Here is a 25,638-nt window from a genome sequence, read left to right on the forward strand (position 1 = left end):
CGATTACTTCACGTTGACCGTGATCGTCGAGCTCAATTCGGGGCCGTACGAGCGGTGCATGCCGTCGCCGAACTGCAGCGTCAGTGTGTGCTGGCCGGGCGGCAACTTGATTTCGGTCTCGGTCTGCGCCTTGCCGAAGTGCAGCGAACGTTCGCTCGCGGGAATCACGTCGCCCTTCGGAATCGGCCGACCGTCGATCAGCAGGTGATGATGGCCGGTATTCGGCGTCATGTCGCCGGCCGGTCGAAGCTCCATCCCTTCAAGCCCGAACTTCACATGCACCGGGTTCGACACCGTCGCGCCCTCGCTCGGCGCTTCGAAATACACGCGCGCCTCGGCCCGCGCCATCGTCGACACGGCCATCGCCGCCACGCATGCCGCACCTGCGATCCACTTTCTGTTCAGCATCGCATTCTCCTTATGATTGGACAGCCTCGGAAGCATACACCGCACGCACGGCAGGCGTGTTTCAGTTGAGTTGTTCGCGATGCGTACGTTTAAAACGACGTTGCGGAGCCGTTCGACGAAATTCCGGTACCATTGCGCCTTTCGTCCGCCGGCCACGCCGCGGACGGCATCACCGGATTTCCATTTTCCCGAGCGCTACATGAGCGAAGTAACCGAATACCAGAGCTGGGTCTGCCTGATTTGCGGGTGGGTCTACAACGAAGCGGAAGGGCTGCCCGACGAAGGCATCGCACCCGGCACCCGCTTCGCCGACATTCCCGCCGACTGGCGCTGCCCGCTGTGCGATGTGGGCAAGGAAGATTTCGTCGTCGTCGATTTCTGATTCGCTGACACGCTGATTTCCGATCGCGGGTAATGACGCAATCACGCGCGTCGGCATGCATTCCGCCCCGCCGACGCGCCGCGCGTTTGCTATACTCTGCGCGCTGTCCACACTGCCGTCCGGTTCGCGTTTTTTATGCGTGTTACCCGGACATGGCTCTCCCCGTAGTTCAATGGATAGAACAAGCGCCTCCTAAGCGCTAGATACAGGTTCGATTCCTGTCGGGGGGACCAGCCATCCTCATGGCCTCATCCACTTTCCCACGATCCAATACCGCAACGACGGCGACGAAAAGCGTCTGACATCGAAGCAGATCGGGAAGCATCGGCAGGCAACCTGCACACCGGATCGTCGCGCTTGTTGAAGGTGAGCCGCGGCTTCCAGTCGACGTAAATCACCAATCGATTGACTCTCCCCATCAGCCCTAGTACACTTCGCGCCGCGGGGTGGAGCAGTCTGGCAGCTCGTCGGGCTCATAACCCGAAGGTCGTAGGTTCAAATCCTACCCCCGCAACCAATACCGAAGCCCGCTCTGCGAAAGCAAGCGGGCTTTTGCTTTCCGCATGTACTGCCGCGTGAGCCCCAACCGGCTGCGATGCAGACGAATCGCAGAACATTCAGCCCCAGGCATCCCCTGCGACACACCATCGCATCCTGCCCGATCGCCACTGCCCTGCGCCACACATTGCGTAGAATTCCGAACCTTCTTGAGCATCCGGACTCCCGCAATGATTCGAGCGATCGCGGCACTCGCCGCGCTTTCAGCGATAACCGGCACGGCAAACGCCGCTGACACCCTCACCGCGCCCGCGAAGCAGCGCTACGTCAGCCCCGGCATCGCCAACATCACGAACGCCGCAGCCCCACACGCGGAAAACCCCTCCCCCAACGCACGCTGCCGCGAACTGGCCGCCGGGATCGACGCCGTTACGCACGCCCCCGACCGCGGCCAGAAGGTCGTGCGCGGAATGGGCCCGGACGGCAAGCCGCGCAACGAACTGCGCGCTTACGACAAGCGCGCCGATCTCGAAACCGAGCATCAGCGGCTCGGCTGCCGCTAACGAACGCAACGCCGCCCGGTCGAACAATCACGCCGGGCGTCGGCATTCACACACTCACGCGTTCGCACCACCATCGATTGTCAACCCGGTGCCATTGATCGACCGCCCTTCCGGCCCGACCACGAACGCGACGAGCGCCGCCACGTCGTCGGCCTTGCCGTACTGCGGGATCGCCATCCGCGAACGCTGCGCACCGGCATGCTCGCCGTCGGCCGGATTCATGTCGGTATCCGTCGACCCCGGATGCACGATGTTGACCGTGATGCCGCGCGAACCGAGATCGCGCGCGAGCCCCTGCGTCCAGCCGATCAGCGCGGCCTTGCTCGCCGCATAGAGGCTCATCCCCGCATCGGGCACGCGCGTGGCGAGGCAACTGCCGGTCGACACGATGCGCCCGCCTTCGCCGAGATGCCGCGCCGCCGCCTGCGACGCGACGATCACCGCGCGCACGTTCACGTTCAGCGTCGCATCGATATCGTCGAGCGTGAGGTCGTCCAGCGCGCCGGCCCGGAAAATCCCCGCGTTGTTGACGAGAATGTCGAGACCGCCGAACGCCTCCGCCGCACGATCGACCGCGTCGCGCACGGCCACCGGATCGGCGCTGTCGGCCTGGATCGCAACGGCGCGGCGGCCCAGCGCCTCGATGCCGGCGACGACGGCCTGCGCCCGCTCCGCCGATTTCTCGTAGGTGATCGCGACGTCCGCGCCCTCGGCCGCCAGCCGTTTCGCGATCGCCGCCCCGATGCCGCGGCTGCCGCCCGTGATGAGTGCACGCTTGCCCTGAAGTCGGTTCATGTCGGTTCCTTTCCTCATTTATGTAACGACCGACACAGAATGTGGCAAGTTGCGCGACACAGTCAATTGATTTAATTTATCGATCGATACAGAAATCGATGAAGGAACGGACGCAATGGCTGAACGGGGCCGACCGAGAAGCTTCGACAAGGAAGCGGCGCTGGATCGCGCGATGGAGGTGTTCTGGCGCCTCGGCTACGAAGGCGCGTCGATGGCCGACCTGACGGCCGCGATGGGCATCGCGTCGCCGAGCCTGTATGCGGCGTTCGGCAGCAAGGAAGCGTTGTTCCGGCTGGCGCTCGAGCATTACAGCGCAACCGAGGGGCGGGAAATCTGGGGGGGCGTGGAACAGGCCGGCAGCGCCCACGACGCGGTACGGAACTACCTGATGGATACCGCACGCGTGTTCACGCGGCGGTCGAAGCCGGCCGGCTGCCTGATCGTGCTGTCGGCACTGCATCCGGCCGAGCGTTCCGATACGGTTCGGCAAACGCTGATCGCGATGCGCGAGCGCACGGTGGAGAACCTGCGCGAGCGCCTCAGGCAAGGGGTCGCGACCGGCGAGATCGCCGCGCAAGCGAACCTCGACGCAATCGCGCGGTACTACGTGACGGTCCAGCAGGGGATGTCGATCCAGGCGCGCGACGGTGCGAGCCGTCGCGATCTGGAGGCCGTCGCGCAAGCCGCGCTGGCCGCGTGGCCAGCGCTCGTCGGTACGGGCGGCGCGTAGCGGCAGGACGCCGCGGCCGCGCCGTAACGTTACTGCTTTGCCGCGTGTTGCACGTCCTTCGACGCATGCCACACGCGATAGCGCACCTCGAAGCCGTCCGGCACATAGACGACGAGCGGCAGGCGGCTGTTGTAGCGCAGCAGCTGGCCGTCACCGCGCACCTGCACGAACCGTTGCTGCGGCGCCTGGCCCGGGCATGCCATCAGCGTCGATGCCGGCCCCTTCACGTCGGTGAGCTGGTAGTACGTATAGCCCCAGCCCTTCACGTCCTCGGCGGTCAACTCGCCGCCGAACCACTGCTGGTTGCAGTCGGTCTGCAGCGTCTTGCCGATCATCAGCTCGACGCGCGCATCGCCTTCGTTCTCGAGCGCGGGCAGCGCGATCACGGCGCGCTGCTGGCCGGCCGCTGCCTGCGGAAACATCTTGATCGACTCGGCCGTCACGGCGGGCGCCGAAGCGGGCCCCGCCACGCAGGCGGCGGCTGTCGTCACGCAGAAAGCGGCCAGCGCGGCCCGGATCGCGAATTTCATCGATGGACTCCTGAAAAACAAAATGAGCCCTGGATGCTAACACTTCCGTCGCACGACCTTACGCCGCTGTAATTTGACGACACAATTGCAAACAGCTGGCAATCCCCTTGCGCGGTACTTATACGGGAACCAATGGAGAACATCATGCTGAAGCTCATTGCTGCCGCCGGCGTCGCCACCCTGCTGGCCGGCTGCGTCGTCGCCCCGGACGCCGGATACGGCTACGGGCAGCCCTACTATTCCGATCCCGGCTACGCGTACGCCCCGTCGCCCGTGTACGGCACGGTCAATATCTGGGGCGGTGGCGGCGGACGCGACTGGGATCGCGGCCGGCGCGACTACCATCGCTGGGACGGCGATCGCGGCAACCGCGGCAACGGCTGGGGGCGCGGCGGCGGACACCGCGGTGGCGACTGGAACGATGGCGGCGGAGGCGGCGGCCATCGCCACTGACGCGCATTTGCAACCGTTTGTATCCGCGTACCGTGCGCCAGGATGGCCGGCGCGTCACGCAGACCAAAGAACGGCCGCGCAAAAGACGAAGGCCCTCGCATGAAGCGAGGGCCTTTTTGTCGTTCGGCGCGGTGAAGCGAACGGCGCCACCGCCGCCTGATCACGCTTCGCGCATTCAGCCTGCTCACCAGCCGGCCGGCTGCGCGTAGCCACCCGATACGGGCGCGCCGCACACATACGCGCGCTGGTAGCGGTCGTAGCAATAGTTCGGGCCGTCGTCCTGGTACTGCGCCTGCTGGTAGGTCGGATACGCAGGCTGCTGGTACGCGGGCGCCTGGTAGTACGTCGGCGGCTGATAGGCCGGCGCCTGGTACGCGGGCGCTTGATATGCGACGGGCGGATTCATCGCGGACGTCACGATCGCGCCGAGCACCGCGCCGCCGATCAACGCGCCGATGACGGCGCCACCATCGCGGCCATGCGCGGACGCCGGACCTGCCACGGCAAGCGAACCGGCGAGGACCCACACTGCGGCAATTTTTTTCATGATGGACTCCCACGCGAAGTGGTACTGGATGCGATGCATTGTGGCGGCTTGCGGCCGTAATAGATGCAGCAAGTGGTAACGCGCGATTACCGGTATCACGCCCGTCGAAATGCGCCGTCGCCGTGCTACGATTTTCGGCACACAGGAGACGCCGTCATGCAGCCCGAAACCGCCCGCCGTTTCGATACCGAATTCGCCCCGCGCATCGCACAGGCGATCGCCGCCTTCTTCGCCGATCACGTGCTGGCCGACGTCGTCCCGTATGGCGGCCACGGGCACCCGACGCGCGTGCAGATCCGCAGCGCGCCGCACGAGCACGTCAGCGGCTTCGAGCATCCGCTGAACCTCGAGCTGACCTGGGACACCGACGAAATCGAACGGTTGATGGAGCCGGACGGCCCGCAACGCTTCGAGCACTACCTCGCCGCGTTGCCGAAAAAGCTGGGTGCATGGCAGAGCGCGCGCGACATCGATCTCCTGTCGCGCACGCAGGCCGACCCGCTCGTGCGGCTCGGCGGCCTCGACTTCGAAGGCTGAGCGCCGGCGTCGCGCGATGCAGCCCGGTGATACACTCGACCGGCCCCGCTCCGGTGCCGTTGCGCCGGCCGGGCCGCTCATCGCCGCCTCCACCCTTCTGCATGGTTGCGCACGCAACCGGCAACCGGGCGCGCGGACAACCACGCCTCTGCTCCCGCCATGAACGCCGATACCGGCCTGCCGCTTCCGCAACGCTACTGGGCGATCGTCTGCGTCGCACTGGGCATCACGCTCGCCGTGCTCGACGGCGCCATCGCGAACGTCGCGCTGCCGACGATCGCGCGCGACCTGCACGCATCCGATGCCGCCTCGATCTGGATCGTCAACGCGTACCAGCTCGCGGTCACGATCACGCTGCTGCCGCTCGCGTCGCTCGGCGAGCGCATCGGCTATCGCCGCATCTACATCGCTGGGCTCGCGCTGTTCACTGCCGCATCGCTCGGTTGCGCGCTCGCCGGCTCGCTGCCGATGCTGGCCGTGATGCGCGTGATCCAGGGCTTCGGCGCGGCCGGCATCATGAGCGTCAACGCCGCGCTCGTGCGGATGATCTACCCGTCGTCGATGCTCGGTCGCGGCCTGTCGATCAACGCGATGGTGGTGGCGCTGTCGTCGGCGATCGGGCCGACGGTCGCGTCCGCGATCCTGTCGTTCGCGTCGTGGCCATGGCTGTTCGCGGTCAACGTGCCGATCGGCATCGCCGCGGTATTCGGCAGCCTGCGTGCGCTGCCGGCCAACCCGCTGCACGATGCGCCGTACGATTTCGCGAGCGCGCTGATGAACGCATGCGTGTTCGGGCTGCTGATCACGGCAGTGGACGGGCTCGGCCATGGCGAAAGCCATGCGTACGTCGCGGCCGAGCTGGCCGTCGCGTTCGTCGTCGGCTACTTCTTCGTGAAGCGCCAGCTGTCGCAGCCGGCGCCGCTGCTGCCGGTCGACCTGATGCGCATCCCGATGTTCGCGCTGTCGGTCTACACGTCGACGGCGTCGTTCACGTCGCAGATGCTCGCGTTCGTCGCGCTGCCGTTCTGGCTGCAGAACTCACTCGGCTTCTCGCAGGTCGAGACGGGCCTGTACATGACGCCGTGGCCGCTCGTGATCGTGTTCGCCGCGCCGCTCGCGGGCGTGCTGTCGGATCGCTATTCGGCCGGCATCCTCGGCGGGATCGGGCTCGCGCTGTTCGCCGCCGGGCTGCTGTCGCTCGCGACGATCGGCGCGCACCCGGGCACCGTCGACATCGTGTGGCGGATGGCGCTGTGCGGTGCGGGCTTCGGGTTGTTCCAGTCGCCGAACAACCGCGCGATGCTGTCGTCGGCGCCGCGCGAACGCAGCGGCGGCGCGGGCGGCATGCTGAGCACCGCGCGGCTGACCGGGCAGACACTCGGCGCCGCGCTCGTCGCCTTGATTTTCGGGCTCGTGCCCGATCGCGGGCCGACGATCGCGCTCTATGTCGCCGCGGCATTCGCGGCGGTGGCCGCGGTCGTCAGCATGCTGCGCATCACGTCGCCGCGGCCGGACACGGCGACCTGACACCCCCGCGCACCGCGTGCGTGGCCGAGCATCATGCCGCGTCGAGCGCGTCCAGCACGAAGCGCACGCGCGTCTTCACATTCTCGCGCGGCAGTTCGATCAGCCGGTAGCCATATGACGTGTAGCACTCGACCATCGCGTCGTAGGTGCGCACGGCTTCCGCGAAATCCTGCCGGCGCTCGGTGTCCTGCGCATAGATGTCCGGCCACGGCGGCGCGATGAACACGCGCCGGTGGTAGCGGAAACGGCGGGCCGCGGCTTCCGCATGCGCGGGCACCGCGAGCCCCGTCAGCCGTAGATAGCCGACCACGTCCGGCACGCCGCGATCGAAGAACACGGGCCCGCGCGCGTGGCGCGCGAGATCGTACGAGCGCATCTCCCAGCTCAGCATCAGCTCGGCGAACGCCGCCGGGTCACGCCACGGCAACGCGTGACCGTCGATCGCCATCTGGTCGCGGATCACGCCGCGACCGGCTTCCTGCGAGCGCGCGAAACCGGCGCGTTCGAGCGCGTCGAGCAATGTGCTCTTGCCCGAGCCCGGGCCACCGGTGACGATAAAGAAACGGCGGGCGGCTTCGTCGCTCGCATCGTCTGCGGCGCCGGGCGCCTGCACGACCTCACGCATGCGCAACGCGCCGGCCCGCGCGCCGCGTGACCGACGCGGCCGCCGCGACGCTGCGCAAGTCGGCAACGAACGTATCGCGCCAGACCGACAGGTCGTTCGCGCGCAGCCGCTCGAGGTTCTCCTCGTGGCGCGCCTGCCGCTCCGCGAGCGGCATCGACAGCGCGCGCTCGAGCGCCTCGGCCATCTGCGACAGGTCGTACGGATTGACGAGGAGCGCGCCGGTCAACTCGGCTGCCGCGCCCGCGAACTCCGACAGCACGAGCACGCCCGGATCGGCCGGATCCTGTGACGCGACGTACTCCTTCGCGACGAGATTCATCCCGTCGCGCAGCGGCGTCACGTAGCCCACCTGTGACATCCGGAAGAACGCCATCAGCAGGTTGCGCTCGTACTTGCGGTTCAGGTACTGGATCGGCGTCCAGTCGAGCTGCGAGAAGCGGCCGTTGATGCGTCCGGCCTCGCCCTCGAGCGTTTCGCGGATGTCCTGATAGGTCTTCACGTCGGAACGCGTCGGCGGCGCGATCTGCAGGAGCGACACACGCCCCTGCCAGCCCGGCGCGTTCGCGAGCATCCGCTCGAACGACTGGAAGCGCTCGACGAGTCCCTTCGAATAATCGAGGCGGTCGACGCTCATCACCAGCTTGCGGCCGTCGAGCGCGTCGCGCAGCATCTTCACCGGCTTGCGCGTGCCGTACTGGACGGCCGCCTGCGCGATCGCGTCGGGGTGCACGCCGATCGGGTAGGCAGCGACCTTCACGACGCGGCCATGCGCGTGCAGCATCCCGTCGTCGCTCGCCGCGCCGATCCGGCGCCGCTCGATGTAGTCGGTAAACGCCTGCTTGTCGGCCTCGGTCTGGAAGCCCGCGACGTCGTACGCGCACATGAACTTCACGAGTTCCTCGTGCGGCGGCACGAGACGCAGCATGTCGGGCGACGGAAACGGAATGTGCAGAAAGAAGCCGATCGGGTTCTTCACGCCGAGTTCGCGCAGGTAATGCGCGAACGGCAACAGGTGATAGTCGTGCACCCAGATCAGGTCGTCGGGGCGCAGCAAGGCGGCGAGCTGCTTCGCGAGCATCGCGTTCACGCGCAGGTAGCCCGCGTACTCCTGGCGGTCGAAGCGCGCGAGATCGCCGCGGTAATGGAACACCGGCCACAGCGTCGCATTCGAGAAGCCGCGGTAGTACTGGTCGTAGTCGCGCCGGGTCAGCCCGACCGTCGCGTAGGTGACGTTGCCGTCCCGCTGGATTGCGGGCTCGGTGTCGGGTGCGTCGACGATCTCGCCGTTCCAGCCGAACCAGACGCCGCCCGTTTCCTTCAGCGCGTCCATCACGCCGACCGCCAGGCCACCCGCGCTCGGGCGCGTGTCCTCGCCGGCGGCGACACGGTTCGATACCACGATCAATCTGCTCATGCGGCTTCCCCTCCTCGATTCGATTGGCTGGCGCGCGGCGCGCGCCAAAGCAAACACGGCGGCCCGAAGGCGGCCGTGCGGCGACTCAGTTCCGAGAATTGCAATGAAATACGGCGGTGGAATGCGGCTACGACGGAATCACGCGTCCTGCTCCTGACCGAGGTCGCGTTGATAGTCGAGCCCTTCCGGGCGCGCGCCGCCCTGGTTGTGATCGCCGTCCGACGGCGGGTCGTCGGGCGCACCCGGCGGCGGCGCCGATGGCGCGTCGGTCCGCGGACGCGGGCGGTCTTCCGGACGGACGGCCGCGTCGGACGGCCGAGGTGATAGCCGTTTCGAACGGCGCATAGCTGGGTGTCTCATATGCGGCGCGGCCCGAGGCCGTCGTAGAAACATTCCATAGCTCAACAGTCTAGGTCGCCTGATCGCATCCGAAGGTAACAATTACCTTCAATTTGTAACGTTTCGACCCCTCCGCAAGCATCTATCCGACAATAGCGCCGCTCGCGCGCACGCGGCCTGCCGCACGGCGATTTGTCAAAGCTTTGCAGTTTTCCTATGACAATTGCGAAACAATGACGCGGCATCAGGGCGTGCACGCGTCGCCGCTCACCCAGACAGGACTCGCACTCAGGGATGAACATTCGTTTCGAATCGCCGCGCCGGGCCATGCCGGCGCGCGTCGTGCTGGCCGTGATCGCCTCGGCCGCACTGCTGTCCGGCTGCAACTCGCTGTACAGCGAAGGCGCGACGGCCGGCGCCGGTATCGCGGGCGCCGCGATCGCCTCCAAGGTCACCAACAACGCCGCCGTTGCGACGGGCATCGGCCTCGGCGCCGTCGCCGGGGCGCGGGCGGGCGTCCAGTACTCGCAGCGGGTCGCACACCGTTACACCCAGGAACAGATCGCGAAGGCGGCGGGCCCGCTCGACGTGGGCGGCGTGGCGCCGTGGTCGACGCACCACTCGTTCCCGATCGAGGACGACGAGCAGGGGCGCGTGACGGTCAGCCGGATGATCAGCATCGGTCCGCTCGACTGCAAGGAAATCGTGTTCGCGGTCGATACGCCCGCGAAACCCGACAAAGCCGCGCAATCCGCCTTCTACGTCGCCACGATCTGCCGCGACGGCCCCGTGTGGAAATGGGCATCGGCCGAGCCGGCGACCGAACGCTGGGGCGCATTGCAATGAGCGTCGCGCTCCGTATCGCGGCCATCGGCGCGCTGTGCGCGGCAACGGCCACGCTGTCGGGCTGCGGGTCGGTCGGCGCGGCGAGCGGCGCCCTCGCCGGTGCGGCGACGGGCCTCGTCACCGCGAACCCGGCGGTCGGCGTCGGCGTCGGGATTGCCGTGCAGGCCGCGACCGACGAAGCCGTCAACCGCACGATGAAGCAGCTCCATCAGAACCAGCAGGACGCGATCGCGAAGACGGCCGGCAGCCTGGCCGTCGGCGAAGTGAAGCCGTGGAAGGTGAAGAACACGCTGCCGCTCGAAAACGGCGAAGGCGAAGTGCGCGTCACGCGCGCGTACGCGTCGGCGCTCGCGATCTGCAAGGAATTCGCGTTCTCGGTGAAGGATGGCAACAAGGCCGACTGGTATTTCGCGAATGCGTGCCAGCAAGGCACGCACTGGAAGTGGGCGTCGGCGGAACCGGCGGTCGATCGGTGGGGGAATCTGCAGTAAGCGTGCGATACGCCGCGCATGATGCGCGGCGCACGCGCATGCCGGGCCGCACGGCCCGGCACGTCGATCAGGACTCGACGTCCTCGAGACTGAAGATCTCGGTCTGGTCGTTGTACGAGAAGATCTCGCCGTAACGGCCCCAGTCGATCACCGCGTCGAGCGTCTCCTCGGCGGCGCCGTCCGACAGGAAATCCTCCAGCTCCTGCTCGAAGCGCACGCGCGGCGCCCGATGGCCCGGGCGCTCGTTCAGCACCTTCTTGATCCGCGCGGCGAGCGGCACGTGCTTCAGCAGGTGATCCGCGAACATCAGCTTGCGCTCCTGCGTGCCGAATTCCGCGAACACGCGCCCCGGCGGCGTCAGGAACACGTCGCCTTCCCGCACGTCGGCAAAGCCGAGGTACTGCAGCACTTCGGCGATCGGGAACAGGTCGTCGACTTCCAGATGCAGCGTGCGCGCGATTTCCGGCATGTCCGCGCGGCCGTGGTACGGTGCCATCGCGAGCGTCTCGATCAGGCCGGCCATCAGGTTGGTCGACACCTGCGGCAGCCAGCTGCCGAGCTCCAGCCCCTTCTTCGTCGCCTCGCCGGTCTGGCGGGCCGTCATCTTCGCGTAGATATCGTCGACGAGCTTGCGGAACGCCGGGTCGAGCCGGTTGCGCGGATGCTTGAACGGCACCTTGATCTCGGCGATCACGCGGCCCGGGTTCGACGACAGCACGAGGATCCGGTCGCACATGAACACCGCTTCCTCGATGTTGTGCGTGACGATCAGCACCGACTTGATCGGCATGCGGCCCTGCGTCCACAGGTCAAGCAGGTCGGTACGCAGCGTCTCGGCCGTAAGCACGTCGAGCGCGGAGAACGGCTCATCCATCAGCAGGATCGTCGGGTCGACGACGAGCGCGCGCGCAAAGCCCACGCGCTGGCGCATCCCGCCCGACAACTCGCGCGGGTATGCGTTCTCGAAGCCGTCGAGACCGATCAGGTCGATCGCGGCCAGCGCACGCTCGCGCCGCTCGCGTGCGCCGACGCCGAGCGCCTCGAGGCCGGCTTCCACGTTCTGCAGCACGGTGAGCCACGGGAACAGCGCGAAGGTCTGGAACACCATCGCGACGCCTTCGGCCGGGCCGCGCAGCGGCTGGCCGAGATAGGTCACCTCGCCGCCGGTCGGCTCGATCAGCCCGGCGATGATGCGCAGCAGCGTCGACTTGCCCGAGCCGGAACGGCCGAGCAGCCCGACGATCTCGCCTTCGCGCAGCGACAGGTTCGCATCGTCGAGCACGAGCAGTTCGCCCTGCGTCTTGTTGAAGCCGCGACAGACGTGATCGACACGCAGGATTTCCTCACCGAGGCGCGGCGGCTGGTTCGTCTGGACGGGGGCGTTTACAGCATTCGGATTGTGCATCGCGTTTCGCTCTCAATCGGTCTCAGTCGAGCCGCAGCTTCGCTTCGGCGAAGGCATACAGCGGGCGCCACAGCAGGCGGTTGAACAGGGTGACGAACAGGGACATCACGGCGATGCCCAGGATGATCTTCGGAAAATCGCCGGCAGCGGTGGTCTGCGCGATGTAGGCACCGAGGCCGTGCGCCTCGATCTTGGTATTGCCCCACTGCACGGCTTCCGACACGATGCTCGCGTTCCACGCGCCGCCCGATGCGGTGATCGCGCCGGTCACGTAGTACGGGAAGATGCCGGGCAGGATCGCCTGCCGCCACCACTGCCAGCCACGGATGCGGAAGTTCGTCGCGGCTTCGCGATAGTCGTTCGGGTAGGACGTCGCGCCGGCAATCACGTTGAACAGGATATACCACTGCGTGCCGAGCACGATCAGCGGCGACAGCCAGATGTCGGCGTTCAGGTGGAAGCGCGCGATCACGATCACGAACACCGGGAACAACAGGTTGGCCGGAAACGCGGCGAGGAACTGCGCGAGCGGCTGCAGCTTCTCGGCCAGCTTCGGACGCAGCCCGACCCACACGCCGATCGGCACCCAGATCACTGACGCGATGGAGATCAGCACGACCACGCGCAGCAGCGTGATGAGCCCCAGCACCAGCACGTGGCCGACCTCGGCCATCGTCACGCCGGTCGACACGAAGCTGATGACGCGCCACACGATATAGCCCGTGCCGAGCAGCACGAGGGTCGCCCACGCGATGTCGACCGTGCGTGACGCCTTCTTCTCGACTTTCGGCAGCGAGAAGCGCATCGCCCCCGACAGCGGCAGCCGCAGCGGAATCCGCGCGGCCTTCGCGAAGAACCAGCCGGCCGGCACGAGCAGCTGATGAATCAGGCGCGTGCGGCGCACGAGGTCGAGCAGCCACGATTGCGGCGCGTCGCCCGACGCGGTGTTTTCCATCCGGAACTTGTCGGCCCACGCGATCAGCGGGCGGAACAGCAGTTGGTCGTACGCGACGATCACGACCGTCATCGTGAGGATCACCCAGCCGATCGCACCGAGGTTCTTGTCCGAGATCGCCTGCGCGAGATACGCGCCGACGCCCGGCAGCGTGATGGTCTGGTTGCCGACGGTGATGGCCTCCGACGCGACGACGAAGAACCAGCCGCCCGACATCGACATCATCATGTTCCAGATCAGGCCCGGCATCGAGAACGGCACCTCGAGCTTCCAGAAGCGCTGCCACGACGTCAGGTGGAAACCCCGCGACACTTCGTCCAGGTCGCGCGGCACCGTGCGCAGCGACTGGTAGAAGCTGAACGTCATGTTCCACGCCTGGCTCGTGAAGATCGCGAAGATCGCCGCGAGCTCGGCGCCGAGCACGCGGCTCGGGAACAGCGCGAGGAAGAACGTGACGGTGAACGAGATGAAGCCGAGCACCGGCACCGACTGCAGGATGTCGAGGATCGGGATCAGCACCATGCCGGCACGCCGGCTTTTCGCGGCGAGCGTGCCGTAGATCAGCGTAAACGCAAGCGACGCGACCATCGCGGCAAGCATCCGCAGCGTGGTGCGCAACGCATATTCGGGCAGGTTCGACGGGTCGAGCGAGATCTTCTGCGTCTGCAGGGTGCCGATCGGCGCCATCGTTTCGTGGAAACCGACGACCGCCATCGCGATCAGGCAGATGATCAGCGGAAACGCGATGAAATCCCACCGGTTCGGCAGGACGCGCCACGCGGACGCGTTGGCGGTCCGGTTCGGATTGAAGAATCCGACGTCCATCAGGCGCCCTCCCCGGTAAGGCCGAACGAAGCCGGCAGTCGATGTTGATTCATGGCAAAGCGCACGGGTGCGGTAATTCGATTGACTGACGATCGCGCGCGAGCGCGGTGCGCCGTGCGTGCGCTGCCGCGCCCCGGACGAGCCGGCCCGCGACGGCACGACACTACACTAACCTGTATTTCAGGCACAACCGTCCGGGAACGGCGCAGGCCGCGCACGGATCGTGCCTGGCGCGCGGGCGGATGGCGGGTGCGCGGGTCGAGCAGCCCGGCCGCAGTCTTTCGGCCGGCACGCAGGCCCGAATTATGCCGTGATCCGGCCCGCCCGGGAACCCGCCGGCCGCACGTGCACGCAAACCATGTCGGGCGTCACCAGCCGGATACGACTAAGCGGGTATGATCAGGGCTGGCCCTCGGGGTCTGTTGCGGATGGTCCGACGGCAACGCATGCGCGTGCCCGATGTCAACAGGCCCTGGGATCGATCGACGAGCGGGAGGAAAGGGAATGGCAGGAAACTTGGTGATCGTCTGCCGCGATCAGGATGCCGACGCGTTCTACGAACTGATGCAGGAGTACGGGTCGTTCCAGACGCGGCTGTCGTCGACGGCGTGGTACCTGAACATGAACGTCGTGCCTGAATCGCTGCAGGAGGAAATCCTGGAGCGCCTCGGCCGGTACACGACCGTCTACATCTTCGAGGCCACCACCGTGACCTACAACACCATCGACAGCAACGCGGCCGAGACGCTCGGCACGCTGTTCGGCGAATGATGGCACGCGGCGCCAGCCCGTCCGGGCTGGCGCCGCAGCCGCTCATGCGGCCTGTGCGTGGGGTTCGTCCTTCGGCACGACCTCGAACGGGAACGTCATCGCGACACGCAGGCCGCCTTCGGGGCGGTTGCCGATGTCGCACGTCCCGCCCAGCCTGAGTACGAGCCGCTCGACGATCGCGAGCCCGAGCCCGCTGTGGCCGTTGCCGCCGCGCGCCGGGTCGAGCCGCACGAACGGTCGCGTGGCCGCCGCGAGGTCGCGCGGCGCGATCCCGCCGCCGCTGTCGCTCACCGACAACACGTAGCCGGCCGGCGTGCGCGCCGTCTCGACGAGCACGGGCGGCGCACCATACGCATGCGCGTTGTCCAGCAGGTTCGACAGGATCCGGTCGAGCGTCGCCGTCGGCAGCCGGAAGCCCGGATCGGCGTCGAGCCGGGTCTGGACCGTCGGCGCGTTCGGCGCGACCGCGCGATAGCTGCGCGCGATCCGCTCGCACGCCTGGTCGACCGGCACCGGCTCGCTGCGATCGGACCCGCCGTGCGCAAACACCAGGAATTGATCGACGATGTGCGACATCGAATCGACGTCGCGCACGACGCCGTCGCGCAACCGGGCGTCGTCCATCATTTCAGCCCGCAGCCGCATCCGCGCAAGCGGCGTGCGCAGGTCGTGCGCCACGCCCGCGAGCATCACCGCGCGGTCGCTCTCGGCCTGCGACACCTGTTCCACCATCTGGTTGAAGCCATGCGTGAGCTGGCGCAGCTCGCGCGGGCCGCGCTCACGCAGCGGCGGCACCGGCTGGCCGCGGCCGAAGCGCGCGACCGCGCGAGCCAGCGAACGCAGCGGCTGTTGCAGTTGCCAGGCCGCGAACAGCGCGGCGATCACGCCGGCCGAGAAGATCGTGCCGAGCCACAACAGCATCCGGTCGAGCGAGCGCGGCGGCCGCAGCGGCTGAACCGGCACCACGATCCAGTTGCGGTCGGTCGGCTCCTTCACCCACAGCACCGGCGGATGGCCGGGCGCGCCGATCTCGACGCGCGTGCCGGGCGGCATCCGCTCGCTCACGTCGTCGCGGAACCGCTTGAGCGGCGCCGGCAGGCTCGACGGGTCGCCATTCGGCACGTCGGCGCTATCCGGCGTCACGAGCCGCACACGCGACGGCAACGGCTGGTCGGGCGTGCGTTCGACGTGCTGGCGCACCGCGTCGACCAGGAATGCGGCCTCTTCGACCGCGTAACGCGTCTGCATCTGGCTGCGCTCGAGCCGCATCGCGAAGAACCACGCGAAGTGCGACAGGAGCAGGACACCGACGACGAGTAGCGCCAGCCGCCCGAACAGTGAATCAATGGGTTTGCGCATGGGCCTCGCCGTCGGGCACGAACACGTAGCCGCGCCCGCGCACCGTCTGGATGAAGCGCGGCGTCGACGGATCCGTTTCGAGGATACGGCGCAGGCGCCACACCTGGACGTCGATGCCGCGGTCGGTGCCGTCGTACTCGGGCCCGTGCAGCAGCTCGAGCAGCCGCTCGCGCGTGAGCGTGCGCAGCGCATGGTTCACGAAGATCTTCAGCAGCGCGAATTCACTGCTCGACAGCGTGGCCGGCTTGCCGTCGACCGACAGCGTGCGCGCCTGGAAGTCGAGCACGAAGCGGCCGAACGCGAACGGCTCGCGCTGTTCGGGCGCTGCCGCCGACGGCGTCGCGCGGCGGCGGCGCAGCACGGCCTGCACGCGCGCGAGCAGCTCGCGCGGATTGAACGGCTTGCCGAGGTAGTCGTCCGCGCCGAGCTCGAGCCCGACGATGCGGTCGACGTCGTCCGCCCGCGCGGTCAGCATGATCACGGGGATGTCGTCGCCGGCCGCACGCAGCTGGCGCAGCGCGGTCAGGCCGTCGACGCCCGGCATCATCAGGTCCAGCACGATCAGGTCGGGCCGCTCGCGCTCGAGGCGCTTCTCGAGCGTCGCCGCGTCGTGCAGCACGGACACTTCCATCCCCTGGCGCACGAGGTAGTCGCGCAGCAGGTCTCGGAGTTCTTGGTCGTCGTCGACGATGAGGATCTGGGTAGTCATGGCTCGAAGTTTACCGCGCGAGGGCGGAGTCGAAGAACGAAACAAAGGGACGAAAGGGTTACTGCGGGTTACCGCGCAAGGGAACTGTAATGCGCGGTAACCCGGCGACCGCCCCACGTAACACCGGCCGCAGCCTGCATCGCTAACCTGCGTCTTACCGGATGCGGCACCCGGTTTTCCCGGACCCGCATCGCCGGACCCTTTGGATACAAGGAGTTTCTGAAATGTATAAGAAGACTTCCCGCGTGGCCATCGCGGCCGCCACCGTGCTCGCTCTCGCATTCGGCACCGCGCATGCCGCGCAGCCCAACGACATGCCGCCTCCGGGCGGCCCCGGCGCCCATCAGATGCACGACGGGCATGAAGGCGGCCCGTTCGGCGCGATCATGAAACTGCACGACCAGCTGAAGCTCAATGCGTCGCAGGAACAGCAATGGCAGGCGGCCGTCAACACGATGAAGCAGAACCGTGACGCGATGCGCAAGAGCCACGAGCAGATGCGCGACCAGTTCAAGGCGCAGCAGAACCAGCCGATCCTCGACCTGAGCGCGATGCACTCGGCACGCCAGCAGGCCGAGGCGCAGAACGCGCAACTGCGCGAGCAGACGTCCGCCGCGTGGCTCACGTTCTACAACGGACTGAACGACCAGCAGAAGACGATGGTCAGCACGGCGCTCAAGCAGCAGTTCGCGAAGATGGAACAGCGCCACGAGAAGATGAAGGAGCGCTGGGAGCAGCATCGCGCGGCCAAGGCCGCGTCGGCGCCGGCGCAGTAAGCCGGCGGGCCGCTCCGCGGAGCGGCATCGAAGGGGACGCGGGCACCGGCCCGCGTCCCCTTATTGCGTTTCAGGCGACGTCGAACAGCAGCACCTCGGCCGCCCGGCCGCGCGCGAACGCCACCGCGTCCACGGCACCGATCCGCGCACCGTCGCCCGCGGACAGCGCGCAGCCGTTCACCTCGACGTCGCCGCGCACCACGTGTACATACGCGCGGCGCCCGGCCTGCACGTCGAACGCCGCCGCCTCGTCGCCGTCGATCAGCCCCGCGAAGATGCGGGCGTCCGCAGCGAGCGGCAGCGCACCGTCGCCACCGTCCGGTGCCGCGACGAGCCTCAGCCGGCCGCGTTTCTCGTCATCGGCAAAGCGCATCTGCACGTAGCCGGGCCGGCCGCCTGCCCCGGCCGGCGCGAGCCAGATCCGCAGCAGGCGCAGCGGCTCGTCACGCGACGCGTTGGTTTCGCTCAGCATGACGCCGGTGCCGGCGCTCATGCGCTGAACGCCGCCCGCACGGACAATCGCCCCGTTGCCGAGGCTGTCGCGATGCGCGAGCGCGCCGTCGAGCACATAGGTGACGATTTCCGCGTCGCGGTACGGCCGCATCCCGTAGCCGCGGGTCGGCGCGATACATTCCTCGTTCAGTTCGCGCAACGCGCCGAACGCCGGCGGCCCGCTCCGGCCGGACGCCTCAGGAAAGCTGTGAAGGAATTCGTGCCAGCCATGGCTGCGCTGATCGCGATCGGCGGCGCGGCGGATCTGGAACATGGAACGGACACTCCGTGGGATGCAGGGTTCTGCCATCCCATCACTGTATGAGTGTGCCAATCGCGCCACAATCCGCCGCCTGCGCACCGCATCGTTGCACCTGCGGATGCAATCGATGCAATGCCCATTGAGAATGCGGCGATTATCGCAACAGCCGGATCAATGCATCGAAGAATCGATCGGTCGGCCCGGATTGCCGGTTTCCGCGTATCGCGTTCGGGTAAAATACCGGCCTTTTGGCGTTCGCCGTTCCGGCGGCCGCCATTGCCAGAGCGCCGATCGGCGATTTTTGGCCGTCTAGAATACGCCGCGGCGCCCGGTCCAACCGGCCGCGAGCGCTCCCGGAAAGTCAGCAACAGAAGGATGGAAATGAAGAAGGCCGCCCTGTGCGCCGCCCTCGCCCTCATGGCGGGCAGCGCCCTCGCGAAGGAGTGGAAGACCGTGCGGATCGGCGTCGACGCCAGCTACCCGCCGTTCGAGTCGACCGCGCCGAGCGGCGAGATCGTCGGTTTCGACGTCGATCTCACCAAGGAAATCTGCAAGCGAATCAACGTGAAATGCGTGTGGGTGGCGCAGGATCTCGACGGGATCATCCCGGCGCTGAAGGCGAAGAAGTACGACGTCATCGTGTCGTCGCTGACCGTCACGGACAAGCGCCGCGAACAGATCGACTTCTCCGACAAGGTCTATGACGCGCCGGCGCGGATGATCGCGAAGACCGGCTCGCCGCTGCTGCCGACGGTTGCGTCGCTGAAGGGCAAGCGCGTGGGCGTCGAGCAGGGCTCGACGCAGGAAACCTATGCGAAGGCGTACTGGGAGCCGCAGGGTGTGACGATCATTCCTTACCAGAACCAGGACCAGGTCTATGCCGATCTCGGCTCGGGCCGTCTCGACGCGACGCTGCAGGACGAGCTGCAAGCCGACTACGGCTTCCTGCGCACGCCGCGCGGCAAGGGCTTCGCGTTTGCCGGGCCGGAAGTGAAGGATCCGAAGACGATCGGCGACGGCACCGCGATCGGCCTGCGCAAGGAAGATACCGACCTGAAGCTCAAGATCAACAAGGCACTGGCCGACATGCACAAGGACGGCACGTACGACCGGCTGTCGCACAAGTATTTCGCGTTCAGCGTCTATTCGGCTTCGGCCCGCTGAGTAACGAAAAGAAGAGACGACGGATGCGGGGCGGCCCCGCATCCGGGCAGTACAGGCAGTCAACCACGCGCCGCCCGCCCCCTGCCCGCCGCTCGCGCGACGGGCGGCCCGGCACCGCTGCCGGGGCGGACGGTCATGATACGCACGGGGCGTTCCGCGCAGCTTGGGCGGAACGCGTCTTTCGCGGCGCACCGCGTGCGCCCTAAGGGACCACACCAGGGACCACTCAATGTTTCTACAAGGTTACGGCCCGCTGATCCTCGCTGGCACCTGGCAAACCGTCAAGCTGGCGGTGCTTTCGCTTGCGCTGTCGTTCCTGCTGGGCCTGCTCGGCGCGGGCGCGAAGCTGTCGCGCAACCGCTTCACGAACGGCGTCGGCACCGTCTACACGACGCTGATCCGCGGCGTGCCCGACCTCGTGCTGATGCTGCTGCTGTTCTACAGCCTGCAGATCTGGCTGAACATGGCGACTGACGCGCTCGGCTGGGACCAGATCGACATCGATCCGTTCCTCGCCGGCGTGCTCGTGCTCGGCTTCATCTACGGCGCGTACTTCACCGAGACGTTCCGCGGCGCGTTCCTGTCGGTGCCGCGCGGCCAGCTCGAGGCCGGCAGCGCGTACGGGATGACGAACTGGCAGGTGTTCACGCGGATCATGTTCCCGCAGATGATGCGCTTCGCGCTGCCCGGCATCGGCAACAACTGGCAGGTGCTCGTGAAGTCGACCGCGCTCGTGTCGATCATCGGCCTCGCCGACGTCGTGAAGGCGTCGCAGGACGCCGGCAAGGGCACGCTGCGGTTCTTCTTCTTCACGCTGATCGCGGGTGCCGTCTACCTCGCGATCACGACGATCTCGAACTTCGTGCTGATGTGGCTCGAAAAGCGCTACTCGACCGGCGTCCGCAAGGCTGACCTATGATCGAACTCATCCAAGAATACTGGCGCAACTATCTCTACACCGACGGCTATCGCATCACCGGTGTCGCGATTACGTTGTGGCTGCTGGTCGTGTCGATCGGCCTCGGCTTCTGCCTGTCGATACCGCTCGCGGTCGCGCGCGTGTCGAAGAAGAAGTGGCTGTCGGGCGCCGTGTGGCTCTATACGTACGTGTTCCGCGGCACGCCGCTCTACGTGCAGCTGCTGCTCTGCTACACGGGCCTTTACAGCCTGCAGGCCGTGCGCGGCACGCCGATGCTCGACGCGTTCTTTCGCGACGGGATGCACTGCACGCTGCTCGCGTTCACGCTGAACACCTGCGCGTACACCACCGAGATCTTCGCGGGCGCGATCAAGGCGACGTCGTACGGCGAGATCGAAGCCGCGCGTGCGTACGGGATGTCGCCGTTCACGATGTACCGCCGCGTGATCCTGCCGTCGGCGCTGCGCCGCGCGCTGCCGCTGTACAGCAACGAAGTGATCCTGATGCTGCACGCGACCACCGTCGCCTTCACCGCGACCGTGCCGGACATCCTGAAGATCGCCCGCGACGTCAACTCGGCGACCTACATGTCGTTCCATGCGTTCGGCATCGCCGCCCTGCTCTATCTCGCGATCTCGTTCACGCTCGTGTGGCTGTTCCGCCAGGCCGAGCGCCGCTGGCTCGCGTATCTGCGCCCGCAAGGCAAGTAAGTTTTCGCAGGACTATGATGAATTCCCAGACTCAGAAGCTTTTCGTCGACGATCTGCACAAGCGGTACGGCGACAACGAGGTGCTCAAGGGCGTGTCGCTGAAGGCGAACTCGGGCGACGTGATCAGCGTGATCGGCTCGTCCGGCTCCGGCAAGAGCACGATGCTCCGCTGCATCAACTTCCTCGAGCAGCCGAACGCGGGCCGCATCTTCGTCGACGGCGAGGAAGTGCGCACCGCGCTCGACAAGACGGGCGCGCTGCGCGCGGCCGATACGAAACAGCTGCAGCGCGTGCGCACCAAGCTGTCGATGGTGTTCCAGCACTTCAACCTGTGGTCGCACATGAACGTGATCGAGAACGTGATGGAAGCGCCGGTGAACGTGCTCGGCATCCCGAAGAAGGAAGCCGAGGAGCGCGCACGCGAGTATCTCGAGAAAGTCGGCCTCGCGCCGCGCGTCGAGAAGCAGTATCCGTCGCACCTGTCGGGCGGCCAGCAGCAGCGCGTGGCGATTGCACGCGCGCTGGCGATGCATCCGGACGTGATGCTGTTCGACGAGCCGACATCGGCGCTCGACCCGGAGCTGGTGGGCGAAGTGCTGAAGGTGATGCAGAAGCTCGCCGAGGAAGGCCGCACGATGATCGTCGTCACGCACGAGATGGGCTTTGCGCGCAACGTGTCGAACCACGTGATGTTCCTGCACCAGGGCCGCGTCGAGGAAGAAGGCGTGCCGTCCGAGGTGTTCGCCAACCCGAAGAGCGAACGCCTGCGCGGGTTCCTGTCGGGCAGCCTCAAGTAACGCACGCTGGATGAGCGGGCGCCCGCGGTTCGCCGCGCGGCGCCCGTTTTGCGTTTACGCGGCGCTCACCGGCGCGCTGTCGGCGAACGCACGCAGTTCGTCACCCGCGAGCCGGTAGCGCACCCATTCGCTCTGCGGCGCCGCGCCGACGCTCTCGTAGAAGCGGATCGCCGGCTCGTTCCAGTCGAGCACGCTCCACTCGAAACGCCCGCAGCCCGACTCGACCGCGATCCGCGCGAGCGCCTTCAGGAGCCGCAGCCCGGCGCCCGCGCCGCGAAAGCGTGGCGACACGTACAGATCCTCGAGATACAGCCCCTGCCGGGCCAGCCACGTCGAATACGAGAAGAAATAGACGGCGAAGCCGGCCGGCTCGCCGTCGACCTCGCACATCAGCGCGCGCGCCGGCGACCCGTCGCCGAACAGGCTGCGCTCGAGCGACGCGGGCGTCGCGATCACTTCGTGTTCCGCCTTCTCGTAGATGGCCAGCTCGGTGATGAAACGCAGGATCTGCGGCACGTCGGCGACGGTGGCGGAACGGATGTCGATTTGCACGGGTTGAGCCCTCCTCCGGCCCTGGCTTGTAACGGGAAACGATGCCGCGCAGCCGCGCTGGCACCCATCAGAGCGTCATGCTACGTTCATGCAGCTCCTGCAGGAAGTGCAGTTTCTTCATTCGGACCTGAACATGATGCATCCCGATCTGCGCCGCCTCGACCTGAACCTGCTGCTCGTGTTCGACGCGCTGTACCGCCACCGGTCCGTCGCCGCGGCCGCGCACGAGCTCGCGTTGAGCCCGTCCGCGCTGAGCCACGCGCTCGCGCGGCTGCGCGACGCGATCGGCGATGCGCTGTTCGTGCGCCTCGGCAACGAGATGCAGCCGACCGTGCGCGCCGACGACATCGCCGCCTGGGCCGGCGACGCGCTCGACACGATGTCGAAGGGGCTCGCCCGCGCACGCCGCTTCGATCCCGCGCAAAGCGACCGCACGTTCGTGTTCGCGGCGACCGACTACACGGCATTCGCGGTGCTGCCGGCGTTTCTCGCCCGCATCCAGCATGTCGCGCCGCAATTGCGGATCCGCGTCGTGCATTCCGACCGGAAGATCTCCGTCGACGAGCTCGCGGCCGGCCGCATCGATTTCGCGCTCGGCTACCACGAGGAATCGGCGGCCGACGCGCCGGGCATCGAGGAATTCGACTGGTTCTCCGACGACTACGTCGTGATCGCGAGCGCCACGCACCCGGAGATTCGCCGGCGGCTGACGCTCGACCAGTACCTCGCGGCACGCCACGTGGTCGTCACGCCGTGGAACGAGTCGCGCGGCGTCGTCGACCATGTGCTCGACCGGCTCGGCCTCGCGCGGCAGGTCGCCGTGCAGTTGCCGACCGTGCTGGCCGCGCCGTTCGTGATCGCGGAATCCGCGCTGCTGATGACGGTGCCGAACCGCGCCGCGCGGGCGCTGCGGCACGCGGCGCCGATCCGCCTCTTTCCGGCGCCGTTCGAGATCCCGCGCTACACCGTGAAGGTCTACTCGCATGCAAAGCATGCACGCACCGATGCGCATCGCTGGATTCGCGCGCAGTTGCTCGACGCAAGGCCGGCCGCTGCCTGACGAATGTCTGTCGGTACACCGCGCCGCGCGTTGCCGGACACGCGTTTCAGGCAACCGGCGGCCATCTCCGGCATCCGCCCATTCATTACGAAATACTTACCCATTTCTCGTCATTGACGCTTACGCCTGTGCCCCCCGCAGCGTCAATAGTGGCAATCCTTGACCCCCGTTTGCAAATCTCGTGTCTCCCTTGCGGGACAAGGGTTTTCCGTTAATTGCAAACCCTTGGCACCCCTGTTGCCCACCGTGTTGCATGGCAATTTGGCGACACGTGTTAGTCAAACAACGATTTCCATCGCCACAAAATTGTATTTTTGCTAAATTAGTAACCAAAGTAGCAAAACGAAGTTCGTGAAATGTAGTTTAGCTTCACGACACTACAAGGAGACCCCGCAGGCCGACCCGGCTGCGCGGGAACGCTCAACGGTTTTCCGTCCGCTTGCCCGCGTGCCGCGCTTACCGGCCCTGCACGAGGTCTCCCTGGTTATCCCGCTTTTGCCCGGCGCTCGCGCTCCGGGCATCTCGTGCAGTCTGGGTTGACTTTTTGACAGGGTATGGAGGAGATGATGAAGAAAGCTTTGGTCGCGGCCGCGCTGATGGCTGCTGGGGTGGTGACGGCGCACGCGCAGAGCAGCGTCACGCTGTATGGCCGCCTGGATGCCGGCATCGAGTACCTGAACGGCCTGCAAAACGGCCACCAAGTGCGCGCGGAAAGCGGCGACTGGGGCACGAGCCTCTGGGGCTTGAAGGGCACCGAGGACATCGGTGGCGGCAACAAGGTCCTGTTCCACCTCGAAGGCGCGTTCAACACGATGACGGGCGGCTTCAGCGGCTCGATCTGGGATCGTTTCGCGACCGTCGGCATCTCGAACGACCGCTACGGTACGCTGCTGTTGGGTCGCGAGCTCGCGATCGCCAACGGCGTGTGGGACTTCGACCCGTTCGGCCAGTCGGCCTGGTCGACGGCCTCGCTGGTGCGCGGCCGCAACTGGAACAAGACCAGCAACAACGTGTCGTACCAGTCCCCGTCGCTCTACGGCCTCGACTTCTACGGCCAGTTCTCTTTCTCGAACTCGACCAGCTTCAACGGCAACACGACGGCCGGCCAACCGGGCCGTGCAATGGGCGGTCAGGTCACCTACACGAACTCGCTGTTCCAGTTGCGCGGCATCTACGACGAAACGCGCGACAGCAACGGCCGCTTCTCGGACGTGTTCAACTACTCGCGTGAATACTTCGCGGGCGTGAACGTGTTCCTCGGCCAGTTCAAGGTGCAAGCGGCCTACCAGGCATCGCGCGCGGACGGCAGCGGCGGCCCGGCAGTGAACGCCGGTGTGACGGGCACCCAGCAGGTCTGGGGCGGCGTGACGTGGCAGGCAACGCCGGCAGCGGCGCTGATCGCGGCCGTGTATCACGTGAACGCGAACCACGGCGGCGGCAACGCGAACATCTACACGATCGGCGGTTCGTACAACATCTCGAAGCGCACGCTGTTCGACCTGCAGGCCGCGACGGTGCGCAACAGCTCGTCGGCCAACTTCGGTCTGAACGCGAACGGTGCAGGCACCGCCGTGTCGACCGGCAACCCGCATCCGGGCGGCAGCCAGACCGGCGTCTACGCCGGTATCCAGCACCTGTTCTGATCAGGCGCCGTTTTCAAAGAATCGATTCAACGACGTTTTCCACGCTGCTGCGAGAGGCGCGTATCGGTGCGGTACCCAACCGGGTATCGCACCGTTTTTTATTGGCGGGCCGGCTTTGTGCGACCCGCTCACGAATACGGCGCTCAGACGGCCGCTTCGTTCTCTTCGCCGGTGCGGATGCGGATCACGCGCTCGACATCCGACACGAAGATCTTGCCGTCGCCGATCTTGCCGGTGCGGGCCGCGCCGATCACCGCGTCGATCACCTGGTCGACCTGCGCTTCCGCGACGACCACCTCGATCTTCATCTTCGGCAGGAAGTCGACGACGTATTCGGCGCCGCGATACAGCTCGGTATGGCCCTTCTGGCGGCCAAAGCCCTTCACTTCCGTCACGGTCAGGCCCGTGAGACCCACTTCAGCGAGCGCTTCGCGGACTTCGTCCAGCTTGAACGGCTTGATGATGGCAGTGATGCGTTTCATGGTGGTTGTCCCCCAATGCTCGTTTGGATGAAAAATCGCGACCCCGATTGTAAGCCTGCGAGCCGCACGCGG

Annotated in this window: 30 protein-coding genes and 2 tRNA genes; 18 read left to right on the forward strand and 14 right to left on the reverse strand. The window is 66.8% G+C overall.

Going from position 1 to position 25,638, the window contains the following annotated elements; translation table 11 throughout:
- Positions 1–3: 3 nt before the first annotated feature.
- Positions 4–408 carry a DUF4399 domain-containing protein gene (locus tag G3N96_RS07685; RefSeq protein WP_206136838.1) on the reverse strand — a complete coding sequence of 135 codons (405 nt, stop codon included), beginning with the start codon at positions 406–408 and terminating at the stop codon, positions 4–6.
- A gap of 199 nt (positions 409–607) precedes the next feature.
- Here G3N96_RS07685 and G3N96_RS07690 point away from each other — a divergent pair, with 199 nt between their 5' ends.
- The 4 genes from G3N96_RS07690 to G3N96_RS07705 all read left to right on the forward strand — a co-directional run bounded on the left by G3N96_RS07690 (position 608) and on the right by G3N96_RS07705 (position 1,851).
- On the forward strand, positions 608–790 hold the full coding sequence (locus tag G3N96_RS07690; protein ID WP_006398668.1) for a rubredoxin: 183 nt from the start codon (positions 608–610) through the stop codon (positions 788–790).
- Between the two features lie 158 nt (positions 791–948).
- Positions 949–1,023 (forward strand) — tRNA-Arg (locus tag G3N96_RS07695).
- A gap of 207 nt (positions 1,024–1,230) precedes the next feature.
- Positions 1,231–1,307, forward strand: a tRNA-Met gene (locus tag G3N96_RS07700).
- 211 nt (positions 1,308–1,518) lie between these two features.
- The gene (locus tag G3N96_RS07705; protein WP_206136839.1) at positions 1,519–1,851 is read left to right on the forward strand and encodes a hypothetical protein; all 333 of its coding nucleotides are present in this window, start codon (positions 1,519–1,521) and stop codon (positions 1,849–1,851) included.
- A gap of 54 nt (positions 1,852–1,905) precedes the next feature.
- Here G3N96_RS07705 and G3N96_RS07710 read toward each other — a convergent pair whose 3' ends face one another.
- Complete coding sequence (locus G3N96_RS07710; protein ID WP_089426060.1) at positions 1,906–2,646, reverse strand: SDR family NAD(P)-dependent oxidoreductase; 741 nt, start codon at positions 2,644–2,646, stop codon at positions 1,906–1,908.
- A gap of 115 nt (positions 2,647–2,761) precedes the next feature.
- On the opposite strand from G3N96_RS07710, the gene G3N96_RS07715 reads away from it, so the two are divergent.
- Positions 2,762–3,376: a TetR/AcrR family transcriptional regulator gene (locus G3N96_RS07715; RefSeq protein ID WP_124582622.1), complete on the forward strand. Its 615-nt coding sequence runs from the start codon at positions 2,762–2,764 to the stop codon at positions 3,374–3,376.
- 29 nt (positions 3,377–3,405) lie between these two features.
- Here the strand turns inward: G3N96_RS07715 and eco are convergent, their stop codons facing one another.
- A complete protein-coding gene (gene eco / locus G3N96_RS07720; RefSeq protein WP_124582621.1) occupies positions 3,406–3,906 on the reverse strand; it encodes a serine protease inhibitor ecotin in 501 nt (166 codons plus the stop codon).
- A gap of 144 nt (positions 3,907–4,050) precedes the next feature.
- Here eco and G3N96_RS07725 point away from each other — a divergent pair, with 144 nt between their 5' ends.
- Positions 4,051–4,359 carry a hypothetical protein gene (locus G3N96_RS07725; RefSeq protein WP_046544669.1) on the forward strand — a complete coding sequence of 103 codons (309 nt, stop codon included), beginning with the start codon at positions 4,051–4,053 and terminating at the stop codon, positions 4,357–4,359.
- A 184-nt stretch (positions 4,360–4,543) separates the two neighbouring features.
- Here G3N96_RS07725 and G3N96_RS07730 read toward each other — a convergent pair whose 3' ends face one another.
- A complete protein-coding gene (locus G3N96_RS07730) occupies positions 4,544–4,945 on the reverse strand; it encodes a hypothetical protein (protein WP_206136840.1) in 402 nt (133 codons plus the stop codon).
- A gap of 117 nt (positions 4,946–5,062) precedes the next feature.
- Here G3N96_RS07730 and G3N96_RS07735 point away from each other — a divergent pair, with 117 nt between their 5' ends.
- Together G3N96_RS07735 and G3N96_RS07740 are read left to right on the forward strand one after the other, a co-directional pair.
- A complete protein-coding gene (locus tag G3N96_RS07735) occupies positions 5,063–5,443 on the forward strand; it encodes a DUF5594 family protein (protein ID WP_124582619.1) in 381 nt (126 codons plus the stop codon).
- 159 nt (positions 5,444–5,602) lie between these two features.
- The gene (locus G3N96_RS07740) at positions 5,603–6,970 is read left to right on the forward strand and encodes an MFS transporter (RefSeq protein WP_089495401.1); all 1,368 of its coding nucleotides are present in this window, start codon (positions 5,603–5,605) and stop codon (positions 6,968–6,970) included.
- Positions 6,971–7,001: 31 nt separating this feature from the next.
- On the opposite strand, the gene G3N96_RS07745 is transcribed toward G3N96_RS07740, so the two are convergent.
- The 3 genes from G3N96_RS07745 to G3N96_RS07755 all read right to left on the reverse strand — a co-directional run bounded on the left by G3N96_RS07745 (position 7,002) and on the right by G3N96_RS07755 (position 9,354).
- A complete protein-coding gene (locus G3N96_RS07745) occupies positions 7,002–7,595 on the reverse strand; it encodes an AAA family ATPase (protein WP_206136841.1) in 594 nt (197 codons plus the stop codon).
- Positions 7,588–9,009 (reverse strand): alpha,alpha-trehalose-phosphate synthase (UDP-forming), encoded by a 1,422-nt coding sequence (gene otsA, locus G3N96_RS07750; protein WP_206136842.1) that lies wholly within the window; start codon positions 9,007–9,009, stop codon positions 7,588–7,590. The genes G3N96_RS07745 and otsA overlap by 8 nt, the downstream gene beginning before the upstream one ends.
- A gap of 138 nt (positions 9,010–9,147) precedes the next feature.
- Positions 9,148–9,354, reverse strand: a complete 207-nt coding sequence (locus tag G3N96_RS07755) for a hypothetical protein (protein WP_124582613.1) — start codon at positions 9,352–9,354, stop codon at positions 9,148–9,150.
- A 288-nt stretch (positions 9,355–9,642) separates the two neighbouring features.
- Between G3N96_RS07755 and G3N96_RS07760 the strand changes: the two genes are divergently transcribed.
- Entirely contained in the window at positions 9,643–10,194 is a 552-nt protein-coding gene (locus tag G3N96_RS07760; protein WP_206136843.1) for a hypothetical protein, read from the forward strand.
- Positions 10,191–10,685: a hypothetical protein gene (locus G3N96_RS07765; protein WP_089426069.1), complete on the forward strand. Its 495-nt coding sequence runs from the start codon at positions 10,191–10,193 to the stop codon at positions 10,683–10,685. The genes G3N96_RS07760 and G3N96_RS07765 overlap by 4 nt, the downstream gene beginning before the upstream one ends.
- Positions 10,686–10,752: 67 nt before the next feature.
- Here G3N96_RS07765 and G3N96_RS07770 read toward each other — a convergent pair whose 3' ends face one another.
- Both G3N96_RS07770 and G3N96_RS07775 read right to left on the reverse strand, forming a co-directional pair.
- Positions 10,753–12,090 carry a nitrate/sulfonate/bicarbonate ABC transporter ATP-binding protein gene (locus G3N96_RS07770; RefSeq protein WP_011352844.1) on the reverse strand — a complete coding sequence of 446 codons (1,338 nt, stop codon included), beginning with the start codon at positions 12,088–12,090 and terminating at the stop codon, positions 10,753–10,755.
- A 22-nt stretch (positions 12,091–12,112) separates the two neighbouring features.
- A complete protein-coding gene (locus G3N96_RS07775; RefSeq protein ID WP_124582964.1) occupies positions 12,113–13,870 on the reverse strand; it encodes an ABC transporter permease subunit in 1,758 nt (585 codons plus the stop codon).
- A gap of 504 nt (positions 13,871–14,374) precedes the next feature.
- Here G3N96_RS07775 and G3N96_RS07780 point away from each other — a divergent pair.
- Entirely contained in the window at positions 14,375–14,641 is a 267-nt protein-coding gene (locus tag G3N96_RS07780) for a hypothetical protein (protein ID WP_011545926.1), read from the forward strand.
- A 42-nt stretch (positions 14,642–14,683) separates the two neighbouring features.
- On the opposite strand, the gene G3N96_RS07785 is transcribed toward G3N96_RS07780, so the two are convergent.
- Positions 14,684–16,000, reverse strand: a complete 1,317-nt coding sequence (locus G3N96_RS07785; RefSeq protein ID WP_089495408.1) for an ATP-binding protein — start codon at positions 15,998–16,000, stop codon at positions 14,684–14,686.
- Positions 15,984–16,709 carry a response regulator gene (locus tag G3N96_RS07790; RefSeq protein WP_009693256.1) on the reverse strand — a complete coding sequence of 242 codons (726 nt, stop codon included), beginning with the start codon at positions 16,707–16,709 and terminating at the stop codon, positions 15,984–15,986. Before G3N96_RS07790 ends, G3N96_RS07785 begins: the two co-directional genes overlap by 17 nt.
- Before the next feature lie 224 nt (positions 16,710–16,933).
- Here G3N96_RS07790 and G3N96_RS07795 point away from each other — a divergent pair, with 224 nt between their 5' ends.
- Positions 16,934–17,485, forward strand: coding sequence for a periplasmic heavy metal sensor (locus G3N96_RS07795; protein WP_089456735.1), 552 nt, complete (start codon positions 16,934–16,936; stop codon positions 17,483–17,485).
- Between the two features lie 70 nt (positions 17,486–17,555).
- On the opposite strand, the gene G3N96_RS07800 is transcribed toward G3N96_RS07795, so the two are convergent.
- The gene (locus tag G3N96_RS07800) at positions 17,556–18,251 is read right to left on the reverse strand and encodes a pirin family protein (RefSeq protein ID WP_206136844.1); all 696 of its coding nucleotides are present in this window, start codon (positions 18,249–18,251) and stop codon (positions 17,556–17,558) included.
- A gap of 369 nt (positions 18,252–18,620) precedes the next feature.
- Here G3N96_RS07800 and G3N96_RS07805 point away from each other — a divergent pair, with 369 nt between their 5' ends.
- The 4 genes from G3N96_RS07805 to G3N96_RS07820 all read left to right on the forward strand — a co-directional run bounded on the left by G3N96_RS07805 (position 18,621) and on the right by G3N96_RS07820 (position 21,829).
- Positions 18,621–19,403, forward strand: coding sequence for an ABC transporter substrate-binding protein (locus tag G3N96_RS07805; protein ID WP_148094181.1), 783 nt, complete (start codon positions 18,621–18,623; stop codon positions 19,401–19,403).
- A 229-nt stretch (positions 19,404–19,632) separates the two neighbouring features.
- On the forward strand, positions 19,633–20,322 hold the full coding sequence (hisQ, locus tag G3N96_RS07810) for a histidine ABC transporter permease HisQ (protein WP_021158491.1): 690 nt from the start codon (positions 19,633–19,635) through the stop codon (positions 20,320–20,322).
- Entirely contained in the window at positions 20,319–21,032 is a 714-nt protein-coding gene (locus G3N96_RS07815) for an ABC transporter permease (RefSeq protein WP_089495410.1), read from the forward strand. The genes hisQ and G3N96_RS07815 overlap by 4 nt, the downstream gene beginning before the upstream one ends.
- Before the next feature lie 17 nt (positions 21,033–21,049).
- A complete protein-coding gene (locus G3N96_RS07820; protein WP_089426631.1) occupies positions 21,050–21,829 on the forward strand; it encodes an ABC transporter ATP-binding protein in 780 nt (259 codons plus the stop codon).
- Positions 21,830–21,883: 54 nt separating this feature from the next.
- On the opposite strand, the gene G3N96_RS07825 is transcribed toward G3N96_RS07820, so the two are convergent.
- A complete protein-coding gene (locus G3N96_RS07825) occupies positions 21,884–22,381 on the reverse strand; it encodes a GNAT family N-acetyltransferase (RefSeq protein WP_089446197.1) in 498 nt (165 codons plus the stop codon).
- Between the two features lie 133 nt (positions 22,382–22,514).
- Between G3N96_RS07825 and G3N96_RS07830 the strand changes: the two genes are divergently transcribed.
- The gene (locus G3N96_RS07830; protein ID WP_206136852.1) at positions 22,515–23,441 is read left to right on the forward strand and encodes a LysR family transcriptional regulator; all 927 of its coding nucleotides are present in this window, start codon (positions 22,515–22,517) and stop codon (positions 23,439–23,441) included.
- 563 nt (positions 23,442–24,004) lie between these two features.
- Entirely contained in the window at positions 24,005–25,084 is a 1,080-nt protein-coding gene (locus G3N96_RS07835; protein WP_071334967.1) for a porin, read from the forward strand.
- Positions 25,085–25,227: 143 nt separating this feature from the next.
- Here G3N96_RS07835 and G3N96_RS07840 read toward each other — a convergent pair whose 3' ends face one another.
- Positions 25,228–25,566: a P-II family nitrogen regulator gene (locus G3N96_RS07840; protein WP_006398637.1), complete on the reverse strand. Its 339-nt coding sequence runs from the start codon at positions 25,564–25,566 to the stop codon at positions 25,228–25,230.
- Positions 25,567–25,638: the final 72 nt, after the last annotated feature.

The sequence above is a fragment of the Burkholderia sp. Se-20373 genome, from assembly GCF_017104705.1.
In the GTDB taxonomy this organism is placed as follows: domain Bacteria; phylum Pseudomonadota; class Gammaproteobacteria; order Burkholderiales; family Burkholderiaceae; genus Burkholderia.

Excerpts from the sequence above, each read along its gene's own strand:
- G3N96_RS07765 (WP_089426069.1), top strand. The coding sequence starts at position 10,191 with ATGAGCGTCGCGCTCCGTATCGCGGCCATCGGCGCGCTGTGCGCGGCA.
- hisQ (WP_021158491.1), top strand. The coding sequence starts at position 19,633 with ATGTTTCTACAAGGTTACGGCCCGCTGATCCTCGCTGGCACCTGGCAA.
- G3N96_RS07705 (WP_206136839.1), top strand. The coding sequence starts at position 1,519 with ATGATTCGAGCGATCGCGGCACTCGCCGCGCTTTCAGCGATAACCGGC.
- G3N96_RS07690 (WP_006398668.1), top strand. The coding sequence starts at position 608 with ATGAGCGAAGTAACCGAATACCAGAGCTGGGTCTGCCTGATTTGCGGG.
- G3N96_RS07815 (WP_089495410.1), top strand. The coding sequence starts at position 20,319 with ATGATCGAACTCATCCAAGAATACTGGCGCAACTATCTCTACACCGAC.
- G3N96_RS07725 (WP_046544669.1), top strand. The coding sequence starts at position 4,051 with ATGCTGAAGCTCATTGCTGCCGCCGGCGTCGCCACCCTGCTGGCCGGC.
- G3N96_RS07745 (WP_206136841.1), bottom strand. The coding sequence starts at position 7,595 with ATGCGTGAGGTCGTGCAGGCGCCCGGCGCCGCAGACGATGCGAGCGAC.
- G3N96_RS07835 (WP_071334967.1), top strand. The coding sequence starts at position 24,005 with ATGATGAAGAAAGCTTTGGTCGCGGCCGCGCTGATGGCTGCTGGGGTG.
- G3N96_RS07685 (WP_206136838.1), bottom strand. The coding sequence starts at position 408 with ATGCTGAACAGAAAGTGGATCGCAGGTGCGGCATGCGTGGCGGCGATG.
- G3N96_RS07760 (WP_206136843.1), top strand. The coding sequence starts at position 9,643 with ATGAACATTCGTTTCGAATCGCCGCGCCGGGCCATGCCGGCGCGCGTC.
- G3N96_RS07805 (WP_148094181.1), top strand. The coding sequence starts at position 18,621 with ATGAAGAAGGCCGCCCTGTGCGCCGCCCTCGCCCTCATGGCGGGCAGC.
- G3N96_RS07730 (WP_206136840.1), bottom strand. The coding sequence starts at position 4,945 with ATGCATCGCATCCAGTACCACTTCGCGTGGGAGTCCATCATGAAAAAA.
- G3N96_RS07800 (WP_206136844.1), bottom strand. The coding sequence starts at position 18,251 with ATGTTCCAGATCCGCCGCGCCGCCGATCGCGATCAGCGCAGCCATGGC.
- G3N96_RS07820 (WP_089426631.1), top strand. The coding sequence starts at position 21,050 with ATGAATTCCCAGACTCAGAAGCTTTTCGTCGACGATCTGCACAAGCGG.
- G3N96_RS07830 (WP_206136852.1), top strand. The coding sequence starts at position 22,515 with ATGATGCATCCCGATCTGCGCCGCCTCGACCTGAACCTGCTGCTCGTG.
- G3N96_RS07740 (WP_089495401.1), top strand. The coding sequence starts at position 5,603 with ATGAACGCCGATACCGGCCTGCCGCTTCCGCAACGCTACTGGGCGATC.
- G3N96_RS07790 (WP_009693256.1), bottom strand. The coding sequence starts at position 16,709 with ATGACTACCCAGATCCTCATCGTCGACGACGACCAAGAACTCCGAGAC.
- G3N96_RS07775 (WP_124582964.1), bottom strand. The coding sequence starts at position 13,870 with ATGGACGTCGGATTCTTCAATCCGAACCGGACCGCCAACGCGTCCGCG.
- G3N96_RS07735 (WP_124582619.1), top strand. The coding sequence starts at position 5,063 with ATGCAGCCCGAAACCGCCCGCCGTTTCGATACCGAATTCGCCCCGCGC.
- eco (WP_124582621.1), bottom strand. The coding sequence starts at position 3,906 with ATGAAATTCGCGATCCGGGCCGCGCTGGCCGCTTTCTGCGTGACGACA.
- G3N96_RS07755 (WP_124582613.1), bottom strand. The coding sequence starts at position 9,354 with ATGCGCCGTTCGAAACGGCTATCACCTCGGCCGTCCGACGCGGCCGTC.
- G3N96_RS07715 (WP_124582622.1), top strand. The coding sequence starts at position 2,762 with ATGGCTGAACGGGGCCGACCGAGAAGCTTCGACAAGGAAGCGGCGCTG.
- G3N96_RS07780 (WP_011545926.1), top strand. The coding sequence starts at position 14,375 with ATGGCAGGAAACTTGGTGATCGTCTGCCGCGATCAGGATGCCGACGCG.
- G3N96_RS07710 (WP_089426060.1), bottom strand. The coding sequence starts at position 2,646 with ATGAACCGACTTCAGGGCAAGCGTGCACTCATCACGGGCGGCAGCCGC.
- G3N96_RS07840 (WP_006398637.1), bottom strand. The coding sequence starts at position 25,566 with ATGAAACGCATCACTGCCATCATCAAGCCGTTCAAGCTGGACGAAGTC.
- otsA (WP_206136842.1), bottom strand. The coding sequence starts at position 9,009 with ATGAGCAGATTGATCGTGGTATCGAACCGTGTCGCCGCCGGCGAGGAC.
- G3N96_RS07770 (WP_011352844.1), bottom strand. The coding sequence starts at position 12,090 with ATGCACAATCCGAATGCTGTAAACGCCCCCGTCCAGACGAACCAGCCG.
- G3N96_RS07795 (WP_089456735.1), top strand. The coding sequence starts at position 16,934 with ATGTATAAGAAGACTTCCCGCGTGGCCATCGCGGCCGCCACCGTGCTC.
- G3N96_RS07785 (WP_089495408.1), bottom strand. The coding sequence starts at position 16,000 with ATGCGCAAACCCATTGATTCACTGTTCGGGCGGCTGGCGCTACTCGTC.